The sequence below is a fragment of the Chryseobacterium sp. MYb328 genome (assembly GCF_037572595.1).
Classification (GTDB): domain Bacteria; phylum Bacteroidota; class Bacteroidia; order Flavobacteriales; family Weeksellaceae; genus Chryseobacterium; species Chryseobacterium pennae.
In genome coordinates this window covers 96,439-116,579 of sequence record NZ_JBBGZQ010000014.1, presented here as the reverse complement: position 1 = coordinate 116,579, position 20,141 = coordinate 96,439, and the positions used below count along the sequence as shown (strand labels likewise).

Sequence of the window (20,141 nt, the reverse complement as noted above, 5' to 3'; positions counted from 1 at the left end):
TGAACAAATGTAACCTTTTAAAGAATTACTTTGATATTTTTTTTTAACCGTATTTTTCTGTTTGATTGTAAGAACTTTACACTTGTTTTGAAAACAGAAAAGCTGCGAAAATTTCGCAGCTTTTTACTTTTATTTTATAGTTGTTTGATGAACTTAATCCTTAATGAACTTCCGTACAGAAACCTTATCCTTTAAGAACAGTTTAATAAGATAATTTCCTTTAGGCAGATCCGAAACATTTACTGTGTTTCCTTTTACGCCAATAGAATGAATTACTCTTCCGGTTGTGTCATAAATTACAGCCTTATTTACTTCAGTTGCTGTGTGAATGTACATTATATCTTTTACCGGATTAGGGTAAATACTCATACTATTTTTATCATTTTGGATCTCCGAATTAGCCAGTATACCTAGAACAGATGTTGTATAGGTATTGGTAATAATAGGAAAATTATAATCGAAGTATATTTTGGCAGTATTACTGAAAGTATCCCCAGTACCCAAAGTGGATTTTGTCTTTATTTTGAAAGCTACATATCCATCATTATTGGCATCATCAAAAGGCAGCTGAATGTTTTCAAAAATAAATTCTACAGTATTGGGATTGGTTATTCTTGTGACATAACTGTGGCTTCCATTCAACGAAACCAAAGAAGAAATATCAAACTTTGAAGTGTCGATTTCATCTTTTACTACAATGTTTCTGGCATTGGCTGTTCCTGTATTTTCAAACCGGATCAGATAATGAACATAGTCCCCAACCTGGGCTTTTGCAATAGAGGTTCCTTCAAGACAGGTTTTATCATTAGGATCAAAAGAATTGACAACGGTTTGATTCAGAACAAAATGGTTATCGGCTGGGGTCTCATCGTTTGCTCCGTTAATTTGTGCTGTATAATGCAGAATATCACCACCGTTCACTGCCGGAATTTGCATGGGAGTATTTAATTTTACAGTCACTGTGATTTCTTTTGTTTCAAAAGGAAGAAGATTGGTGAAATTCCAATTTAGTGTTCCGGAAGATTGAGAGGATGGGGAAAGGGTAGCGCTCATATAATCGATAATATTCTCATTGTAATTAAATGTCAGAGTACCTGATTGTATCGTATTCCCTTTGTTTTTATAAATGATGTTATATTTTGATTCAAAGCCTGGTGAAGCGTCTGTAATAGGTACAATTACAGTTTCTAAATCATGATGAACACCATTCGGAGTTATACAGAAATTTTGAATAAATGGACTTGTCTGTTGAGGAAAAGTGGCAGTAATGCTTGGCGGGGAAATAGTAAAGTACGCAGGATTTTCAAGAACCGGAGTCACTGTATGGCTGCCTGGCTGTACTGAAATAGAAAAATCTCCGGATGTATTGGCAATTGTAGTTCCTGTAATTCCACTTCCTGTTATGCTGAACTTTTGGAAAGCTTTGTTGACATCATTGGCATCACAGCCATTATTATTAGCATCTACCTTTGTATTTCCCTGAATTATATAAAATGTACCCCCAGGAGTAAAAGAACAGTATGAATTGATTTGTGTCATACCACTATTGATAGAAATATTTTGAGCATCGAAATAACTAATCTCATTTTCATCACAACAAATATAAACAAGGCTTGGATTAGGAAATAAGTTAGTAAGAACAGAAGTCTGAGAGGTTCCGTTCTTTAAAGATATTTTTTTCAGTTTGTGATTATAACTACAAGCTACATCCACCAGTGCTTTATTTTTTGAAAAATCAAGTTCTGTAAATAAATTTTCAAAACACAGCAGTGAAGTAAGGCTGGTCAGCATGCTGACATCCAGACTTAGAAGATTATTAGAGTGACACCATAACGTTTCGATATTTGTAGCTGTAGATAAATTAAGGGCAGGAAGCTTATTGCCGTTGGCATACAGAGTGATAAGTTTAGGTGCGTTATTGATGGTAAGATTGGTCAGTTGGTTATGATAACATTCTAAATGCTGCAGATTATAAACATTGTTTAACACTACAGAAGTAAGATTATTATTCGAAAGATACATGGTACTGAGCGCAGGAAGATTATTAAGACTGATGCTTGTGAGAAGATTGTTTTCCATTCTTACCAAAGAAAGAGCAGTACAGCCGTCAAGAGTTGCTGTCTGAAACTTATTATTGGTACATTCCAGTGTTTTAAGGCCTGTAAGATTGGTCAGATCCAGGTGAGTCAAACCTGTGTAATTCATTGTTAAACTCTCAAGTTTTAAGGACCCGCTCAAATTGAACTGTGAGAGCATTGGAGCGTTACTTATTGAAAGTTCCTCCAAAAATGGCATATTACCCCCGTTAACTGTCTGAAGATTGGAAAAACTTATCGATACTTTTTTAACAGCTGGAATTCCCTGTAGATCTAAATTTTGCAACTGAAGACCACCGGTCGTTAAATTAACTATAGAATTATTATTAAGGGCCTGTGTCGCAAGGTTGTTGCCTGTGATATCAATGGATTGAAGAAGTGGACAATTATTGACATTTATGGAACTTATATAGTTATTAGATAGGTTCAGAGAGGTAAGCACTGGAAAACTTGAATTAAATGAAGTTAAATTATTACTCCCTAGGTTTAATTCTTTCAGATTTGAAAATGCTTCAAGTCCATTTAAATTAGTAATTGACGAATTATCCATGTCCAGTTTATAAACAGTAAGGGCTTCGGTAATCTGAATTTCACCATCATTATCGGCATCTATTTTAATACTGTTTCCGGCGGAATTAACTGCAATATTGTTGGTTGCCGTTGAAGATAAAAGTTTGTTTTTTAGTTTAACATCAGGAATAGTAACAATCTGTGCCTGTACAACAGAAAGCATAGTCATGAGAAGGACTAGATAAATTTTTTTCATGGTTTAGTTTTGGTTATTCGTTTTTTATTCTTTTTATTGAATAGGTTGCAAAAATAAACCATTAAGTGAATATCTTAATGGTTTATTTAATAATTGTTTGAATTTTATTATTGTTTCTCAATCAGATCCAGAAACTGTTGCTCATCCAGAATTTCAATCGTTCCGATGTCTTGAGCTTTTTTAAGTTTACTTCCTGCTTTTTCTCCAACTACGAGATAATTCAGATTTTTCGAAACCGCAGAAATATTCTTTCCTCCGTGCTTCTCTACCATTTCCTCAGCAGCTTCTCTGGTAAATAGTGATAATTTTCCGGTAAAAAGGAATGTTTTTGCTTCAAGAACGTTAGACAAAACTTCATTGGTACTTTCTCCTTTTTCAAGCTGTACCCCGTAAGATTTTAAACGCTCAATCATTAATAAGTTTTCAGAATTCTGGAAGAAATCTACAATACTTACTGCAATTTTGGCCCCGATATCTTCTACCTGACAAAGTTCTTCAACAGTAGCACTTTTTAATTCTTCAATAGTAGGGAAGTTTTTCACCAGTTTTTTAGCAACCGTTTCTCCTACATGCTTGATCCCGATTCCATAGAGTACTTTTTCAAATGGAATTTCCTTAGATTTTTCAACGCCGGTAATGATATTCTGGGCAGATTTTTCGGCCATTCTTTCCAGTGGAAGAAGCTGTTCTTTTGTTAAAACATAGAAATCGGCAGGATTTTCAATCAGTTTTTCTCTGTAAAGCTGTTCAATAGTTTCACTTCCCAGATTGTCAATATTCAAAGCCTTTCTTGAAACATAGTGAATCATTCTTCCCACAACCTGTGGTGGGCAGTGAAGCTCATTCGGGCAGAAATGAATCGCCTGATCTTCGATTTTCACCAGCTCGGTTCCACATTCCGGACAGTGTTTGATGTATTCTATTTCTCTGCTTTCGTCAGTTCTTTTATCTGTATTTACCCCAACGATCTTTGGAATGATCTCACCCCCTTTTTCTACATAGACAAAGTCATTTTCATGAAGATCAAGCTTTTTGATGATATCTTCATTGTGCAGGGATGCTCTTTTTACAATCGTTCCAGCCAATAAAACAGGCTTTAAGTTGGCCACAGGAGTAATGGCTCCGGTTCTTCCTACCTGATAAGAAACACTTTGAAGTTCAGTTTCCACTTTTTCAGCCTTGAATTTGTAAGCCATAGCCCAACGTGGAGATTTAGCTGTATACCCAAGTTGTCTTTGCTGTTGCAAAGAGTTCACTTTTAAAACAATTCCATCAATTTCAAATGGAAGATTGTGACGCTCTGTATCCCAGAAAGTGATAAACTCCTTTACCTCATCCATCGTTTTGCAAAGCTTTGCCTGCTGGGAAGTCTTGAATCCCCATCCCTGCGCTTTCTGAAGCAGCTCCCAGTGAGTTTCAGCAGGAATCTCATCAGAAATAAACTGATACAATACAGAAGAAAGTGAACGTTTTCTTACTTCGGCACTGTCCTGCATCTTTAAACTTCCACTCGCAGTATTTCTTGGGTTCATGAATGGATCTAATCCTTCCTCTTCGCGCAGTTTATTGAGTTTATCAAAGTTCTTTCTCGTTAAATAAATTTCACCACGCATAAAAAACTGCGGGGGAAAATCACCTTTCAGTGTCAATGGAATATCAGAAATCGTTCGGACGTTCGGAGTAATTTCATCCCCTTGAAAACCATCCCCACGGGTTACAGCCTGTGTAAGTTTTCCGTTTTCATAAAGAATGGAAATAGAAGCTCCATCATACTTTAATTCGGCAACAAATTCTACAGGATCATTGATAGTTTTGATAATTCTTTTTTCCCAGTCCTCAAGGTCATCAAAATCATAAGAGTTATCCAGAGAATACATTCTGAATTTATGCTGAATGGTAGGGAATACCTTGGTGATACCACCACCTACACGCATTGAAGGAGAGTTTTGATCGTAAAATTCAGGATGTTTGGCTTCCAGGTCCTGTAACTCTTCCAATAACATATCAAATTCATAATCTGTAATGGTAGGAGTATCCAGTAGGTAATAGTTTTCGTTATGCTGATGCAGCTCTTTGCGAAGCTGTTCTATTTTTTGTTGAATGTTTTCAGACATCGGATTTATATCTTTTGAGCAAAAATAGCTAAAGTAATTTCATTTAAAAAATAAGAGAATTAAATAGTACAGAAAAATTAATAATCTGTAACATGCTTCAATCAACTGACTCTCTAGAAAATAAAGCAAATGTTTAAAGTAATTTAACATTTCGTTTCAATTTAATTAAAAGAATGTTAAAGCTCCCTTAAACAGAAGCCTCTTAAAGTAAAAATACCTTTGCACATCTAATTTAAAGACATGAGAAAAGTAAAGATTGTACTGGGGTTGTTGTTTTTAGGATGGGGAACTATGGCGTATGCACAGACTACGCAGGCTTCCATCATAGGAAAAGTTACCGGGCCGGGAAGTTCCGCTCAGGAAAAAGTGAAGGTGATCATCATCAATGAATCTACAGGGTTCAGAACGGAAACAGAAACGAACTCAAAAGGAGAGTATATCTTTAAAGAAATTCCTTTGGGAGGACCTTACACGGTGATTGTAAATGATGATAAAAGAGAAGGCTACAATGTGAACTTCGGAGATCAGGTTACCGTAAACATGGATCTTGGTGGAGAGAAGCATATTGAAGAAGTAAAGATTACCGGAAACCTGAAAAACAAGATCGGAAACCTGGGAGCAGCTACCGCAATCTCTGCTAAGAACATTGGTATACTTCCGGTGAACGGAAGAAACTTTAACAATCTTACAGAACTGTCGCCTTTAAGTGGAAAAGGAGGAAACCTTTCCGGGCAGTTAGGATCTTCCACAAACTTTACTATTGATGGGATGACAGCTAAAAATCCAACTTCTGCAGGAGCTACTACCAGCCGAAGTGGTGCCCCTTTCTCAATCTCTATTGAAGCGGTACGTGAATTTAAAATTACGACCAACCAATATGATGTGACTTTAGGAAGAAGCGGTGGTGGAACAGTAAGTGCTGTAACCAAATCCGGTACTAATAAATTTTCAGGAAGTGCCTGGGAGTATCTGAGAGCCAACTGGCTTTCCAGCCCTTACGACATCAGAGGAAACAAAAGACAAAATGATTTCTCTACTTCTCAGTTCGGATTCTCTTTGGGAGGGCCGATCATCAAAAATAAATTACACTTCTTTGCAGCCTGGGATCACCAGCTGGATTCAAGACCTTTGATTATTGCTGATATCAGGTCCAAGGAGGATGAAAAGAGATTCAATACTACAACAGAAACACTTAATAAGTTTTTAGATATTGCAAGATCAAAATATGGAGTAGGAAACACTCCACAGTTCGGAAGCTTTGATAAAGTGAGAAATTCTGATGCCGCATTTTTACGTTTAGACTGGCAGATCAATGAGAAGCATTTGCTGACGTTAAGAAACAATTTTACATATGATCTTAATAAAAACGGACTGGGCGATAATACCAATATCAACTTTTTTGAATCTTATGGAAATGATAAAAACCTTGACAATAGCTTGCTATTGACTTTAAGATCCAATTTAAAACCTAATTTAACTAATGAACTGAAAGCTCAGTACCTGTATACTTTTCAGAATAGCTATCAGAATGATGAATTAGGAAGACCTGTACCAAGAGCGATTGTTGAAGGGGTAGCATCAACTGCCGGGTCTACGAATATCCAGATCGGAGGACATCGTTTCGCTCAGGAAAGCTTTAGAAATAATGTATTCCAGATTGTAGATAATCTATATTACAACACAGACAAAGTAAAATATACTTTCGGTGCAGATTTGATGTATACGACTTCAAAATCTGTTTACGGAAGCGAGGTAAACGGAAGATTTCACTTCAAAGAAGATCCGGATAAAAAAATAAGCAGTCTTGATAATTTTGAGAACCTTAAACCTTACAGATTTTACAGAGAAGTACCTTTAATGGATGATCCATCAGTAAGATCCAATATCTGGAATATCGGTGTTTATGGACAATTCCAGACTAAGATTGCAAAAGGACTGGATTTGATGGCCGGTCTGAGATTAGATTATGGAGGGTATCCAAAAGCAGAATTCAATCAGAAACTGTATGATGAAATGGGAATCAGAACGGATAATAAGATCAAATCTTTCGTAATCCAGCCTAGATTCCAGTTTGAATGGAATATCAATGAGCAGAATAAAGATTTCTTAAAATTCGGAGCAGGAATATTCTCCTCAGATATCAACAATTATATGATTATCAATAATCTGGTATTTGATGGAAAACATCTTGCTACAGTAGATGTAGATCCCGCAACGGTTGGACTGACACCGGATTTTAACAGCTATAGAAATAACTACGGTACAGTTCCTACGCTGGCTAATGAGCAGGTCCCAACCATTAACTATACTGGTAAAGATGCTAAAATTCCGATTGTTTACAAAGCGAACATCTCCTATACACACTTCTTTAATGATAGATTCAGAGCAGGATTGGCGGCATATATGGCTTTAGGAAGAAACAATTACTACTATTATGACAGGAATATGGTGGCTAACCCATTCTTCACATTGGATAATGAAGGAGGAAGAGGAGTATTCGTTCCTACTACAGCGATAGATGGATCAAAAATTGACTGGAAAAAAGGAAGAATCAATAATAATTTCGGAAGGGTATTGGAATTGGTAAGTGATGGTAAAGTAAACCAATTTTCGTTTGTAGTGGATACCAGCTACCGTTACTGGAAGGATGGTGAAATTACAGCAAGTTATACCTGGTCTGATATTAAGGATAATACTTCATACAACGGAAACGTAGCAAATTCTGCAACATTGTCCACCATGGTTCAGGGGGATCCGAGAGATTTGAGAATGACATATTCTGACAACCAGTTCCGTAATAAAGTCGTGATTTATGGTAATTCGCCTACGATTGCAGGCTTTACGTTAGGAATCAGATATTCAGGAATTGGAGGTACACGTTTCTCTATGACCGCAGGAGGAAATATAAATGGAGATTTTGTTGATAGTAATGACCTGGCTTATATCTTCCCTAATATTGCCCAGTCGATTCTGGATGATCCTAATGTAGGGAAAGCATTGAAAGATTATGTAGACGCATACAACGGTAAAATTGCAGAGCGTAACGGAGGTAAGAATGGATTCTATGGTGTTTGGGATTTACGTTTAGCCAAGAAAATAAAATTTGATAAAATCGGTGCATTTGAACTTTCTGTAGATATCTTCAACGTAGCCAATCTTCTTAATAAAGAGTGGGGTGTAAATGAATCGTATGGAAATACTTCTATGTACAAGATTAAAAAGTTTGATCCTGTGACCAAGCAGTTTGAGTATAGCAAGAATGTGAGCGGTAGCGGCCTTGCTCCTCTATCCGGAAATCCGTATCAGATTCAGATTGGAGCAAAATACAGTTTTTAATCAATAATAATACTAGCAGCCACAAAAGATAGATTTTTAAGAAAAAGTATTCTAAAATACGCTGTTAAGGTCTTTCTTTTGTGGTTTTATATTTCTCAATAAGTCCTGTAATACCTACCTTTATCAAAAGTTACAGAACTTTGTTTTAATTATCTAAATTATATTATGAAAAATTTTATCTTAGGGTTAGCAGTTTTAAGTACAGTTTTGATGAAAGCACAAACACAGATTATTGCCCATAGAGGATATTTCCAGGCACAGCCTCCTACAACGGAAAATTCAATTAAATCATTGGAAAACGCTCAGAAATTAAAAGTTTATGGTTCTGAGTTTGATGTAAGGATGACCAAGGATGGCGTTTTGGTGATCAATCATGATGAGCACCATGGTAAAATGGAAATCTCTGAAGCCTCATTCAAAGAATTGGAAGCTCTGAAATTGTCGAATGGTGAAAAATTTCCTACTTTAAAAGATTATTTAAAGCAGGGAAAGAAGGATACATCTGTGAAATTAATCGTGGAGATCAAACCGGATAAAACGCCTGAAATCGAAAATGAGATTACCCAGAAGACGATCAAAATGATCAAGGATATGAAACTTGAATCTCAAAGTGAATTTATTTCCTTCAGTCTGAATATCTGTAAAGAAATCAAAAAACTGGCACCATCATTTAAAGTGCAGTATCTGAACGGAGAATTGTCACCGGAGCAGATCAAAAAAGAAGGTCTTGACGGAATGGATTACCACTACAGCGTTTTCCAGAAAAACCCGACATGGATTGCCGAAGCAAAAGCATTGGGACTTATTACCAATTCATGGACAGTAAATGAGGTTGCTGTATACGACGAATTGAAAAAGCAGGGAATCGGTTTTGTAACCACAAATATTCCTGAACAGCTTAAAAATAAATAATATAGACTGAGCTCAGAATCAGATATGTGATAATGTTCCAGTATGTTATTGTAAATACAGAACAGGATATTGCCCTGAATTTTACAAAACTGAGCCCTACAAATAAACCTGTGATGTAAACTTCACTGTTTATTATATTGTTGGGCTGGGGATTGGCTCTGTTTGGGGCATACTCTCGTATGTATAAAAAGAGCATACGAGATCAAGAGCAGAATTCTTCAGAAAATTAACGGAATTTTAGAAGCCCGGGAAAATCCAATTCATAGGATCCGGCAATTTAAAAAAGAATAAACAAAAGCTGTTTTCCGACTATTAAAGTTTTAAATCTTGGTTTTTTCCAAAAAGCTTAACTCCAAAGTAGATTAAGGGTATTTTACCACATCTGATAACTCAATAGGATTATTATTCCGTTTTATTACTTCTTGCTTGTTTTTTGTTAATTCGTTCCAATTGATATTCTTAACTTCATTACCCTTTTCGTCAACAAAATTCATTTTTATTTTCCCCATTTTAGCTTCTTTGTAGGGATCTAAATAATAATTAATGTAAATTTTGTTAAGTTGGTCCTTATTTATTTTAACGATATTTTCAGAATTGAAATCTATACCGTTATAAGGGTCATAAAAATCTTTAGTAAGTTTTTTTAGGGAAAAATCATAATTGTTTTTATCATCATGAACCCAGATAACCAGCCCTGGTAATCCTTTAAAAAACGAAGGACCTTCAGAAATAGGAATATCTTGAGTAAACCACGCAGTCCATTGTCTGTTTTTATATTTTAATGTCGCACTTTGACATTCATACTCACCGATTTTCTTTTTATCGGAACTGATTTTCCATTCCAGGGAAGGCATTTCTTCTGTAATCTCGTATACATCAGTTAATACCCGGTAATATTTTTTCAAATAAGCCTTATTTCTGATTGTAGCATGATTGAAATCCAAAGAATAATATTGGCCTGAGGTTCCATTTTTGCGGATAGAATCACTTTTATACAATTTCTCGGGATAAAATCTTGAAGCATCAGAACTATAAATATCCAGTAGCATGTCATTTTCTTTATGTGCTGATTGTAGTGAATCTGTTTTATATTTCAGATGATATGTTACTCTTATCTTTTGAGCTGAGAGCAATTGAGTGGCAAAAATTAAAAATGCAATATTAGTTAAGGTTGTCAAGTTCATAATATTTAATAGCTTTCAATTTTAAAGGATTAGTACTCCAGTCTTCCCAGATCCCTTTATAAGGATCATATCCACACTTTAAGGGTTTGGAGAAGATATTTTCTGGATTTTCCCTGTACATTCGGCAATCTGTACAGAAATATCTATACTCACAGTCTTTACAGACCTCGATCTGATCTTTGGTAATAAATCTTTCTTTTTCTTTACTTATTTCCTGAGTTAAAGAAGAAACTGAAGCTTTATCTATATTATTAATGATTCTTTGAGAGGACGGGCAGTTTTTCAAATCTCCGTTTCCAGAAATAAATAACTTCCCATAAAGACAGTTATTTACAGCTTTGCTTTTTGAGATATTATTTATATCATTCAGAAAATAATCTTCCTGAATAATACCACAGTATTTGGGATTTATAATATTTTTTTCATAGTAGATAACAGTGAATAAATTATCATCATCAACAACTGATCTATTTTCCGGAGCATTATAATAATAAACCGTCTTTACCCTGGGATTTTTTTCTAATATTTCTATAACCGCAATATTCTCTGACTGATCCGTATAGGGAAGCAGAATTTCAGCTGTTCTTATACTGGAGAACTCAATTAAGGATAAAATTTCATTCAGCCTAACCAAAGAAAACTCCAGAAATCTTATCTGGAGAAAACTTGTAGAAAGTTCTTCTATTATCTTGTATGCTCCGGCTGTATCAAAATCATCTTTAATTTTGTGTTCAATTATAACTTCATTAATCTTGTTCGGCGTTCTCCACTTAAATTTCTTCCGAAATTTTTCTGAAGTAACATTTTCTGTTAATGTGCCAAATTTTTCTTCAATTAAAAATGTTATAACCTCTGAAAGATCCTCATCTACAGGGAAATAATAATCCTCAAAAAAAATGTCATAAAAATCTGTGATATCAAGAATTTTATTAAAATGAACATCAAATAGGAGAATATTCTTTGCTCCTTTCACGATAGAGCAGTCCTGATACAATTCAAAATACTGTCTCATTTTTCAAAAGATTTTAAATCTATAAATGGGGTACATACTTTATCATATACTTTCACTTTATAGTTTATAGAATTGTATTTATGAGAAATAACCCTGTACCTTTCCTTTTCCGAAGTGAATTTTTTAAGGGTTTCTGCAAATTGATCGTCCAATAGGGGATGGATGAGGTTTATGTATTTTTTATGCTGCATTCTTTTAATAATTTTTTTAAGGCAAGGGCAATTTCAATTTCTAAATAAGTATTATTAAATACGGAGTGGTAAGTAAACTGACCCACAGGATTTATTTCTAAAAAATAGTGTTCATTCCGGGTGTTTACAATCAGATCTACGGAAGCGCAGTTTAACTGAAAGGTATCTAACAGATGACGGAGCTTTTCTTCCACATCTTTTGGAAGCTGGTAGATTTCAAAGCGACAGTCGTCATTCGCAACAGAAATACGGTGATCTACCATCGTATTATCGTTGGTAATTATTTTCGTAGAAAAAAACACTCCCAGCAGATAAAATACCCGGATTTCGAACTGCCTTTCAATTTTTGATTGAATAAGTGCTGGTCTAAAATAATCAGGAATGGCATCCAGCTTATCATTTACCGCAGTAGTCTGCATCGTAATAAACCGGTTTTCCGACCTGAAATTGACACAGTTTTCAAATGGTTTCGTAATAAGTTCTTTCCCTGAGTTTACAAGTGTTTTGACTTTTTTCTTATTATTGACAATGAAAGTTTCAGGAACCGAAAGTCCGCAGGCTTTTGCTGTCTGCATTTGAATAAGTTTGTTTTCGGTCATAAAAAAGGGATTCGTCAACCATACCACATCTCTTTTTTTTAATTCAAAGAATAGGTATTCACGAAGGGCTCTGGCTTCAATTAAATTGTATTCTACGAGTGAAAAGTATAAGTTGTTTCTGATATCTTTTTTTTGGCTTTCCTGCAGAGCATAGGGAAATTTTCGAAACCAGACCACTTTAAACATATCAATAGAATACCCCCCAATAAATATTTCTCCGCTGTTGAAATTAATTTCTAAAACATCATAAATATTCTCATTGAGAACAAAAAAAGGTACTTTATATGTATTCAGCCAATTGGCAACCTGCTCGGTTGGGGTATCATCAGATTTTGATATAATTAAAACCATAGTAAAATTACTCTTTCAAGCATTTGAAATTTTTAAAATAAAATTGCATTGTTTCGTCAAATGTAGTTCTGGATATTTTAAATGATAGTGCAGAATTACCACACTGTATAGTTTTAGTAATGAATTGTTTTGATTCTTTCATCTGTTCCGGGAGTTTTTTATTCTCAACCAGCAGAGCGCAATCATATGTTTTATATGTGGAATTTTGAAGATAGAACAATTTGTCACCTTTGTATTTATGGGTAGGCTGGTGCAAGACTTTATTAATAGAATCGAATTCTTTTTTATTTTCAGCCATTTCAAACCCTCCAAATATGAGCATGGTTACATCCAGAGAATCATTTTTAAACCGGTAATAATCCCCTTCTCTTTCAAATGAATTATACTTAGATAATCGGTTGAATTTATTAGTGCCACAGCTGTATAAAAAAAGGATACAGATACCTATTATTAATTTATACATATCGTTCAGAATTAAATTTGAAAAACAAAATAGAGTAAAAATATAACTACCTCAGATTAATCTGAGGTAGCCAATTAAAAAATGTATTTAAATTTCTTAGTAAGGACCATCATTTGTTTGGTCAATTGGAGCATCATCGTCTTCCTGTAAATGATGTACTGTAATTACAATCTCTTTAATTGATCTTGTAGGAGCTCCTTCTCCTCCGAATACTTTTTTACCAAACGTTTTAGTAAAATTACCTAGTCCTTTTGCTTCAAGATTCTTGATTGATTTTTGCTTTTTCATAATTATTTTGTTTAAAGTTTAAATGTATAGAATTTAAATTAAATAACTCTAATAATGTGTGATTAATTTATTATGTTAAATTGCTTTTGCAAAGGGGAATTCAGCCGAAAATAAAATCAGGTGCAGTTTTTTGTAACCAAAAAATAGGACATTATATTAATATATACTGTAACTTTATTCTGGCCGTTTTAAACATAAACAGTATGGAAACAAAGTTCAAAATAGGAGATAAAGTAAGCTGGAATTCAGAGGTGGGCAGAGTATCCGGAACTATTATTAAAGTTCATGCCAAAGATTTTGATTACAAAGGATATATCCATCATGCCACAGAAGAGAGCCCGCAATATGAGATCAAAAGTGATAAATCAGATCATATTGCCGCCCATAAAGGTTCCGCACTTACAAAAATCTGATTGAAGAAATCCTTCTTTGGATTTCACTATTATCTCAAGGCAAGACAATAAAGATACACAAATAAACAGAACTTCAAAAGAGTGTTAAAAAATATTAATTTTTTAAGCGATTGTTAATCAGTGAAATAAATGTTTTTGTTAAGGAATACTTAATGTTGTATTCAGTAAACATTTAATAAACGTTAAAATACTATTAAAACCATACTCATAATGTCGTTTTAATTTTGCGCAAACAAAAAGGATATGCGTAAAGAGGTACAAAAAGTGTTGGTTTTGTCGCTGTTAGGGTTATTCAGTGCCAGTCTGACAGCTCAGCAGAAAGCAAAAAAAGATACTGTTAAAGGACTTGATGAAGTAGTAGTGACTGCTTTGGGAATCAAAAGACATGATAAGTCTTTGGGATATTCTACCCAGACTGTTAAATCTGAAGAAATTTTAAGAACCCAGAACAATAACTGGGCACAGGCTTTGGAAGGTAAAGTAGCCGGATTAAAGATTCAGACTGCCGGAGCTGGGCCATTAGGTACAACCCGTATCACACTTCGCGGCGATATTTCAATGAATATGGGAAACAACGATGCTCTGATTGTTGTAGACGGGGTTCCTTTGAGTGGTAATAAAACCGGAACCGGAACATCAGCGTATGGAGCAGGTTCAGGTGGTGATTTACCTATCGATTACGGAGACAGTTTCAATAGTATCAACCCGGATGATATTGAATCTATCTCTATCCTGAAAGGTCCTAGTGCAGCAGCACTATATGGTTCCAGAGGTTCCAGGGGAGCCATCATGATCACTACAAAATCCGGGAAGAGTAAAAAAGGAAAAGTTCAGATAAGCTTTAACTCCTATACAAATTATGATTCCGTTCTGAAATGGCCGGATTATCAGTATGAATATGGGCAGGGAACCCAACAGAAAGATAAAAACGGAAATTATTACTATTCTTACGGAAATTCCGTTGATGGGATCAATACCGGCTCTACCAGCAGTGCATTCGGACCAAAGTTTGCCGGCCAATACTATTTTCAGTATGATCCGGATATAGAAACACAAGGTAAGGAAAGACAGCTTTGGAAACCTTATACCAATAATATCAAGGATTTCTGGCAGGTAGGTTCCAATTATTCCAACAGTTTGGCTGTAGAGCATTCCAACGAAACCACAGCTTTCAGAACCTCACTTACCTATCTTAAAAATGAGTGGATGATGCCCAATACAGGCTTCGACAGGTTCAGTGCGGCATTATCTTTAGATCATAAGCTTAGCAGCAGACTGAAAATAGGAACCAAGATTAACTTCAGCCAGACAAAAAGTGACAATCTCCCGGCAACAGGGTACAACAACCAGTCTATCTCTTACTTCATGATCTTCCAGAATCCGAACGTAGATCTTGCATGGTACAGACCTGTCTGGAAAAAAGGCCAGGAACAGATTGAACAGGTTCATCCTTTCAGTTCCTATATCGATAACCCTTATCTGATTGCTTATGAAAACCTTAACGGAACCAATAAGAAAACAATTACGGGAAATATTAATATCAGTTACCAGCTGGCCAAGAACCTTGATGTGGTTTATAAAACCGGTTTGGAATGGAACAATGAACTGCGTACCCAAAGAAGACCCTGGAGTTCCGCGAATTACCTGAAAGGCTTCTATAGAGAGCAATATATAAGATACATGGACCTGAATAATGATGTCTTGTTCACCTATAAAAATAAATTCGGAAACATTGGAATGACTGCTTCTGCAGGAGGAAACATCAGATATCATGAATATACCATGAACGATTACAGAGCCAACGGACTGAATAAAGTAGGACTTTATCAGCTTTCTAACGGTATTCAGGTAGAATATAAACTGCCAAGACCTAATGACAAGCAGGTAAACAGTGTATATGCATTGGCTAACTTTAACTATAAGGATCTGATATTTCTGGATGTGACAGCAAGAAATGACTGGAGCAGTACTTTACCCAGTCAAAACAGGTCTTATTTCTACCCATCCGTATCATCATCTTTTGTATTATCAGATATCTTCAAAATAAAATCAGATAATCTGAACTTCTGGAAGCTGAGGTTGTCATGGTCCAAAGTAGGAAATGATACCTACACTTATATGCTTGATAAGTATTATGAAAACAGTTCATTTGTAGGATCAGTAGAATCTCCTTTATTATTCCAGAATCCAAATCTTAAACCGGAAATGATCACCAATATTGAAGCCGGGATGGATTTTACAGTCCTGAAAAACAGATTGACATTCAATTTTACAGCATACCAGAACAATTCAAAAGATCAGTCTATTATTATTCCGATGCTGTATGAAACAGGATACAATAAAAGGATCATCAACTCCGGTGAGCTGAGAAACAGAGGACTTGAAATGACATTGAATGCCTATCCGGTCAAGAATAAAAATTTCTCATGGAACGTGAGTGCTAACTGGTCTATGAACAGAAATGAAATTCTTTCCCTTCCTGAAGAATTCCAGGGGAAACCTTATACCATGGCAAGCGTAGGAAGTGTGGTGTTTTATAATGCTGTAGTGGGAGGTTCGCTTGGAGATATGTATGGAGCAGGATTAGTGTACTCACCAGATGGGCAGGTCATCTATGATAAAGACGGGCTGACCATGAAATCAACTGACATCAATAAAATCGGAAATGCATATCCAAAATGGAGAGCAGGTCTTCAGAATGAATTCAGATATAAGAACATTACTCTAAGTTTCTCTTTTGACGGGCAGTATAAAGGAATGGCCTACTCACATTCTCATCATAAAATGTCTGAGCAGGGAAAACTCACCCATACTCTCGCAGGAAGAGACAATCCAGGTGGCTTGATCGTAGGACAGGGAGTGGTTCAGAATCCTGATGGTACTTTTTCACCTAATACAAAGGGAATTTCTGTTTCCAGTTATTATGGAGACTATTACAGAAGAGCGAATGTGGAAACCAATTCATTTGATACCTCATTCATTAAACTGAGAGATGCCAGAATCTCTTACTCTTTTCCGAAATCGATCATTGAACCTTTAAAAGTTACAGATATTACGCTAGCATTATACGGGAGAAACCTTTGGATGTGGACCAAGTTCCCACTATTCGATCCGGAAGCAGCTACATTGGATGATTCTACCATCGTGCCGGGAGTTGAAATGGGACAGTTACCTCAGGCAAGAACTGTAGGGATTCAGTTAAATGTTAAATTTTAAAATGAAAAAAATGAAAAAGTTAATTTATATATCTTCATTTCTTGCTCTGATAAGCAGTACCGTTTCATGTGACAGAAGTCTTGATGAGATCAATAAAGATACAAGCAGAATTAATGAACCTGTGGCCAGCGCTTTGCTGGTTCCTATCCAGTACAATATGGCTGCAGTGGGATACAACAGAGCCAATGACTTTACCTTTGATATTATGCAGGTTTCTCTGGATTTTCCAAACGAAGGAAACTCATTGAGTCGTTATTACGTGACAGAAAATACAGGAAATGGTTTCTGGAATAATTCTTACAGATGGCTGAAACAGGTTGATGATCTTAAAAAAGCTGCAACTGCTGAAGGCGATAAAAACTATATGGCAATCTCAATGGTATTAAATGCATGGATCTATTCCAACCTTACCGATACCTACGGCGATGTTCCTTTTTCTGAAGCTTCACGACTGGATGATGTCATCTCAAAACCAAAGTTTGATAAACAGAAAGATATTTACATCCAGCTATTGAATGACTTAAAAGCTGCAAACTCTCTCTTCACTAGCAAAATCCTTACCGGAGGAGATTTATTTTTCAAAGCAGATACAGATGTCAACGGAATTGTCAGTTGGAAAAAATTCTGTAATTCACTTTCTCTTAGACTTCTGACAAGAATACTGAACAAAGATGGAGAAATAAACGTTAAAGAAAGGATACAGGAAATTATAAATAATCCTACTGTCTATCCTGTTTTTCAAAGCAATGCTGATGGAGTAAAGGTAGATATTACAGGAATTAATCCTTTGATGCCACCTATTGCAAGATATCAGGATTTTACAACGGGAAGAGCTGTTTCAGAATTCTTTTTAGATGCCCTGAAAGCTAATAATGATCCCCGTGGTCCTATGTTTTTTACTCAGGCAAAAGACTTAAAAGGGAATAATATCGGATACTTTGGAGCCCCTTCAGGATATGCTTTCGGAACAGTGTTTAATGTTCAGCCGTCCAATTTTAACCAAAACCTTGCAAAAGCCCCTCTGAAAATCTTTGTATATCCGTATGCAGAACTTCAGTTTACCCTTGCAGAGCTTGCTTTTAAAGGGATTATCCAGGGGAATGCAAAGACCTATTATGAAAATGGTGTAAAAGCTTCTGTTGAACAGTGGGGAGCTGTAGTTCCTGCAAACTATTTCGATAATCCGGTGGTAGCATATGGAACAGGAGGAATGGAAAAAATAATGCTTCAGAAATACATAGCACTCTTTTTTGTAGACCAGCAGCAATGGTTTGAAAAAAGAAGAACAGGTTTTCCGACACTCCCTGATAATGGTGGGCTTTTGAATGAAGGAAAACTTCCTCAAAGATTGATGTATCCGCCAAACTCAAGAGTTTTAAATTCAGAAAATTATCAGGCCGCAGTGCAGCAGATGGGTGGTGATAATATCAATGTAAAAGTATGGTGGAGTAAATAATTTAAATAAAGAAAAAATGAGTATCAATAAAAAACTTTTAATGCCATGTATGCTGGTTTCAGCAATGGTATTTTCTCAGTCTTCTGTTTCAGGATATGTATTTGAAGACCTTAATAAAAACCAGAAGAAAGAAAACCGCGAAAAAGGAGTAGAAGGAGTAGCCGTTTCCAATGGAGTACAGGTGGTATTAACCGATAAAAACGGACGCTACAGTCTTCCGATCCAGGATGGCCATACTATTTTTGTGATCAAACCGTCAGGATATCAGACTGCTTTAAATAGCAATAACCTTCCTCAGTTTTACTACCACCATAAAATGAAAGGATCTCCGGCAGATTTTAAATATAAAGGAGTTGCCCCAACCGGAGAACTTCCCAAAGAATTAAATTTCCCACTTTATAAACAGAATGAAAACAAAAATTTTGATATTCTGGTTTTTGGTGATCCTCAGCCTTATACAGAAAAAGAATTGGATTACTTTAAAAGAGGAATTGTAAACGAAGTGAAAAATACCAAAAAAAATGCAGTTTTAGGAATCAGTTTGGGTGATTTGGTAGGCGATAACCTAAGCCTTCAGAAACCTTATGCTGATGTGATGAAGGAAGTGGGATTACCCTGGTATAATGTAATGGGAAATCATGACATGAACTATGATGCCAAAGAAGATAAATTTTCAGACGAAACCTTTGAATCCAATTTCGGACCTGCAAACTATTCTTTCAATTTCGGAAATGTACACTTCATTATCCTAGATGATATTCTGTATCCGGATCCAAGAGACGGAAAAGGATATTGGGGTGGATTTCGTGAAGATCAGCTTCAATTTATTGAAAATGACCTGAAACTGGTCGACAAAAACAAACTTATTGTAGTTTCTTTTCATATTCCTTTGGAGCATCACAATGAAGACAGTTTCAGAAATGCAGACCGTCAGAAATTATTTGATTTCCTGAGCCCTTTCCAGAATGTATTGCTTTTATCAGCACATACTCACATCCAGCAGCAGATTTTCTATGGTAAAAAAGCAGGCTGGAACGGAATAAAAGAACTGCATGAGTATAACGTAGGAACCACTTGTGGAGACTGGTATTCCGGAACGGCAGATGATGCCGGACTTCCAACCTCTACTATGAGAGACGGAACTGCAAAAGGATATTCATTTATCAGCTTTACCGATAATCAATACAAAGTAAAATATAAGACCGCCGGAAAACCGGATGATTATCAGATCAAATTATATGTGCCGAAAGTGATTCCATTTCCATCAAAAACCTCTGCAAAGGTATTAGCCAACTTCTTTATGGGAAGCAAAAAAGACAAAGTAGAGTATAGGATAGACAACAGCAAATGGGAAGAAATGGAGTATGATGAAACCATAGACCCAAACTTTGCTCTTTCCGTTTTCAAATGGGATACTACCGAGAAAATTTTGCCAGGAAGAAGACCTTCCAACCCTGAAATGTCAAAACATATCTGGGAAGCAGATTTTCCTAAAAAACTATCCTTAGGAAAACATAAAGTTGAGGTTAGAGCTGTAGATATGTATGGAAATGAGTTCTCCGCTTCAGAAGAATTTGAAGTTCAGAACGCCATCCAGATTCCTTAAGCTTTTCATTTTTTACTATACTTTTTTTAGATTTTAGAACCGGTTCTTCATGAGCCGGTTTTATTTTTTGCTGAAATTGAAGAGTTTAAACCACAAAAGTCACAAAAGATTATTTTGCTGTTTTAGAATAATAAAGAT

13 protein-coding genes are annotated in these 20,141 nt (G+C 35.7%); 6 read left to right on the top strand and 7 right to left on the bottom strand.

Features of this window, described 5'->3' with window-relative positions; translation table 11 throughout:
* Positions 1-153 precede the first annotated feature (153 nt).
* Entirely contained in the window at positions 154-2,862 is a 2,709-nt protein-coding gene (locus WH267_RS14860; RefSeq protein WP_340009308.1) for a DUF7619 domain-containing protein, read from the bottom strand.
* A gap of 107 nt (positions 2,863-2,969) precedes the next feature.
* Positions 2,970-4,976: an NAD-dependent DNA ligase LigA gene (gene ligA / locus WH267_RS14855; protein ID WP_340009306.1), complete on the bottom strand. Its 2,007-nt coding sequence runs from the start codon at positions 4,974-4,976 to the stop codon at positions 2,970-2,972.
* A 240-nt stretch (positions 4,977-5,216) separates the two neighbouring features.
* Between ligA and WH267_RS14850 the strand changes: the two genes are divergently transcribed.
* Positions 5,217-8,312, top strand: a complete 3,096-nt coding sequence (locus WH267_RS14850) for a TonB-dependent receptor (protein ID WP_340009304.1) — start codon at positions 5,217-5,219, stop codon at positions 8,310-8,312.
* 165 nt (positions 8,313-8,477) lie between these two features.
* Complete coding sequence (locus WH267_RS14845; protein WP_340009302.1) at positions 8,478-9,224, top strand: glycerophosphodiester phosphodiesterase family protein; 747 nt, start codon at positions 8,478-8,480, stop codon at positions 9,222-9,224.
* A 362-nt stretch (positions 9,225-9,586) separates the two neighbouring features.
* Here WH267_RS14845 and WH267_RS14840 read toward each other — a convergent pair whose 3' ends face one another.
* From WH267_RS14840 to WH267_RS14820, 5 genes are all read right to left on the bottom strand, one after another.
* Positions 9,587-10,408 carry a GLPGLI family protein gene (locus tag WH267_RS14840; RefSeq protein ID WP_115970942.1) on the bottom strand — a complete coding sequence of 274 codons (822 nt, stop codon included), beginning with the start codon at positions 10,406-10,408 and terminating at the stop codon, positions 9,587-9,589.
* Positions 10,386-11,420 (bottom strand): grasp-with-spasm system SPASM domain peptide maturase, encoded by a 1,035-nt coding sequence (gene gwsS, locus WH267_RS14835; protein ID WP_340009300.1) that lies wholly within the window; start codon positions 11,418-11,420, stop codon positions 10,386-10,388. Before gwsS ends, WH267_RS14840 begins: the two co-directional genes overlap by 23 nt.
* Positions 11,421-11,589: 169 nt before the next feature.
* Positions 11,590-12,561: a hypothetical protein gene (locus WH267_RS14830; protein WP_115970939.1), complete on the bottom strand. Its 972-nt coding sequence runs from the start codon at positions 12,559-12,561 to the stop codon at positions 11,590-11,592.
* Positions 12,562-12,568: 7 nt separating this feature from the next.
* Positions 12,569-13,024, bottom strand: coding sequence for a hypothetical protein (locus WH267_RS14825; RefSeq protein ID WP_115970938.1), 456 nt, complete (start codon positions 13,022-13,024; stop codon positions 12,569-12,571).
* A gap of 96 nt (positions 13,025-13,120) precedes the next feature.
* Positions 13,121-13,312 carry a hypothetical protein gene (locus WH267_RS14820; RefSeq protein WP_115970937.1) on the bottom strand — a complete coding sequence of 64 codons (192 nt, stop codon included), beginning with the start codon at positions 13,310-13,312 and terminating at the stop codon, positions 13,121-13,123.
* A 203-nt stretch (positions 13,313-13,515) separates the two neighbouring features.
* Here WH267_RS14820 and WH267_RS14815 point away from each other — a divergent pair, with 203 nt between their 5' ends.
* The 4 genes from WH267_RS14815 (at position 13,516) to WH267_RS14800 (ending at position 20,003) form a co-directional block, all read left to right on the top strand.
* The gene (locus tag WH267_RS14815) at positions 13,516-13,725 is read left to right on the top strand and encodes a hypervirulence associated TUDOR domain-containing protein (protein WP_340009296.1); all 210 of its coding nucleotides are present in this window, start codon (positions 13,516-13,518) and stop codon (positions 13,723-13,725) included.
* Between the two features lie 243 nt (positions 13,726-13,968).
* Positions 13,969-16,941 carry a SusC/RagA family TonB-linked outer membrane protein gene (locus WH267_RS14810; RefSeq protein WP_340009294.1) on the top strand — a complete coding sequence of 991 codons (2,973 nt, stop codon included), beginning with the start codon at positions 13,969-13,971 and terminating at the stop codon, positions 16,939-16,941.
* Positions 16,942-16,951: 10 nt separating this feature from the next.
* On the top strand, positions 16,952-18,397 hold the full coding sequence (locus WH267_RS14805; RefSeq protein WP_340009292.1) for a SusD/RagB family nutrient-binding outer membrane lipoprotein: 1,446 nt from the start codon (positions 16,952-16,954) through the stop codon (positions 18,395-18,397).
* A gap of 40 nt (positions 18,398-18,437) precedes the next feature.
* Positions 18,438-20,003: a calcineurin-like phosphoesterase C-terminal domain-containing protein gene (locus WH267_RS14800; RefSeq protein ID WP_340009330.1), complete on the top strand. Its 1,566-nt coding sequence runs from the start codon at positions 18,438-18,440 to the stop codon at positions 20,001-20,003.
* Positions 20,004-20,141 lie beyond the last annotated feature (138 nt).

Coding starts and splice junctions, on each gene's coding strand:
- WH267_RS14860 (WP_340009308.1), bottom strand. CDS start 2,862: ATGAAAAAAATTTATCTAGTCCTTCTCATGACTATGCTTTCTGTTGTA.
- ligA (WP_340009306.1), bottom strand. CDS start 4,976: ATGTCTGAAAACATTCAACAAAAAATAGAACAGCTTCGCAAAGAGCTG.
- WH267_RS14850 (WP_340009304.1), top strand. CDS start 5,217: ATGAGAAAAGTAAAGATTGTACTGGGGTTGTTGTTTTTAGGATGGGGA.
- WH267_RS14845 (WP_340009302.1), top strand. CDS start 8,478: ATGAAAAATTTTATCTTAGGGTTAGCAGTTTTAAGTACAGTTTTGATG.
- WH267_RS14840 (WP_115970942.1), bottom strand. CDS start 10,408: ATGAACTTGACAACCTTAACTAATATTGCATTTTTAATTTTTGCCACT.
- gwsS (WP_340009300.1), bottom strand. CDS start 11,420: ATGAGACAGTATTTTGAATTGTATCAGGACTGCTCTATCGTGAAAGGA.
- WH267_RS14830 (WP_115970939.1), bottom strand. CDS start 12,561: ATGGTTTTAATTATATCAAAATCTGATGATACCCCAACCGAGCAGGTT.
- WH267_RS14825 (WP_115970938.1), bottom strand. CDS start 13,024: ATGTATAAATTAATAATAGGTATCTGTATCCTTTTTTTATACAGCTGT.
- WH267_RS14820 (WP_115970937.1), bottom strand. CDS start 13,312: ATGAAAAAGCAAAAATCAATCAAGAATCTTGAAGCAAAAGGACTAGGT.
- WH267_RS14815 (WP_340009296.1), top strand. CDS start 13,516: ATGGAAACAAAGTTCAAAATAGGAGATAAAGTAAGCTGGAATTCAGAG.
- WH267_RS14810 (WP_340009294.1), top strand. CDS start 13,969: ATGCGTAAAGAGGTACAAAAAGTGTTGGTTTTGTCGCTGTTAGGGTTA.
- WH267_RS14805 (WP_340009292.1), top strand. CDS start 16,952: ATGAAAAAGTTAATTTATATATCTTCATTTCTTGCTCTGATAAGCAGT.
- WH267_RS14800 (WP_340009330.1), top strand. CDS start 18,438: ATGCCATGTATGCTGGTTTCAGCAATGGTATTTTCTCAGTCTTCTGTT.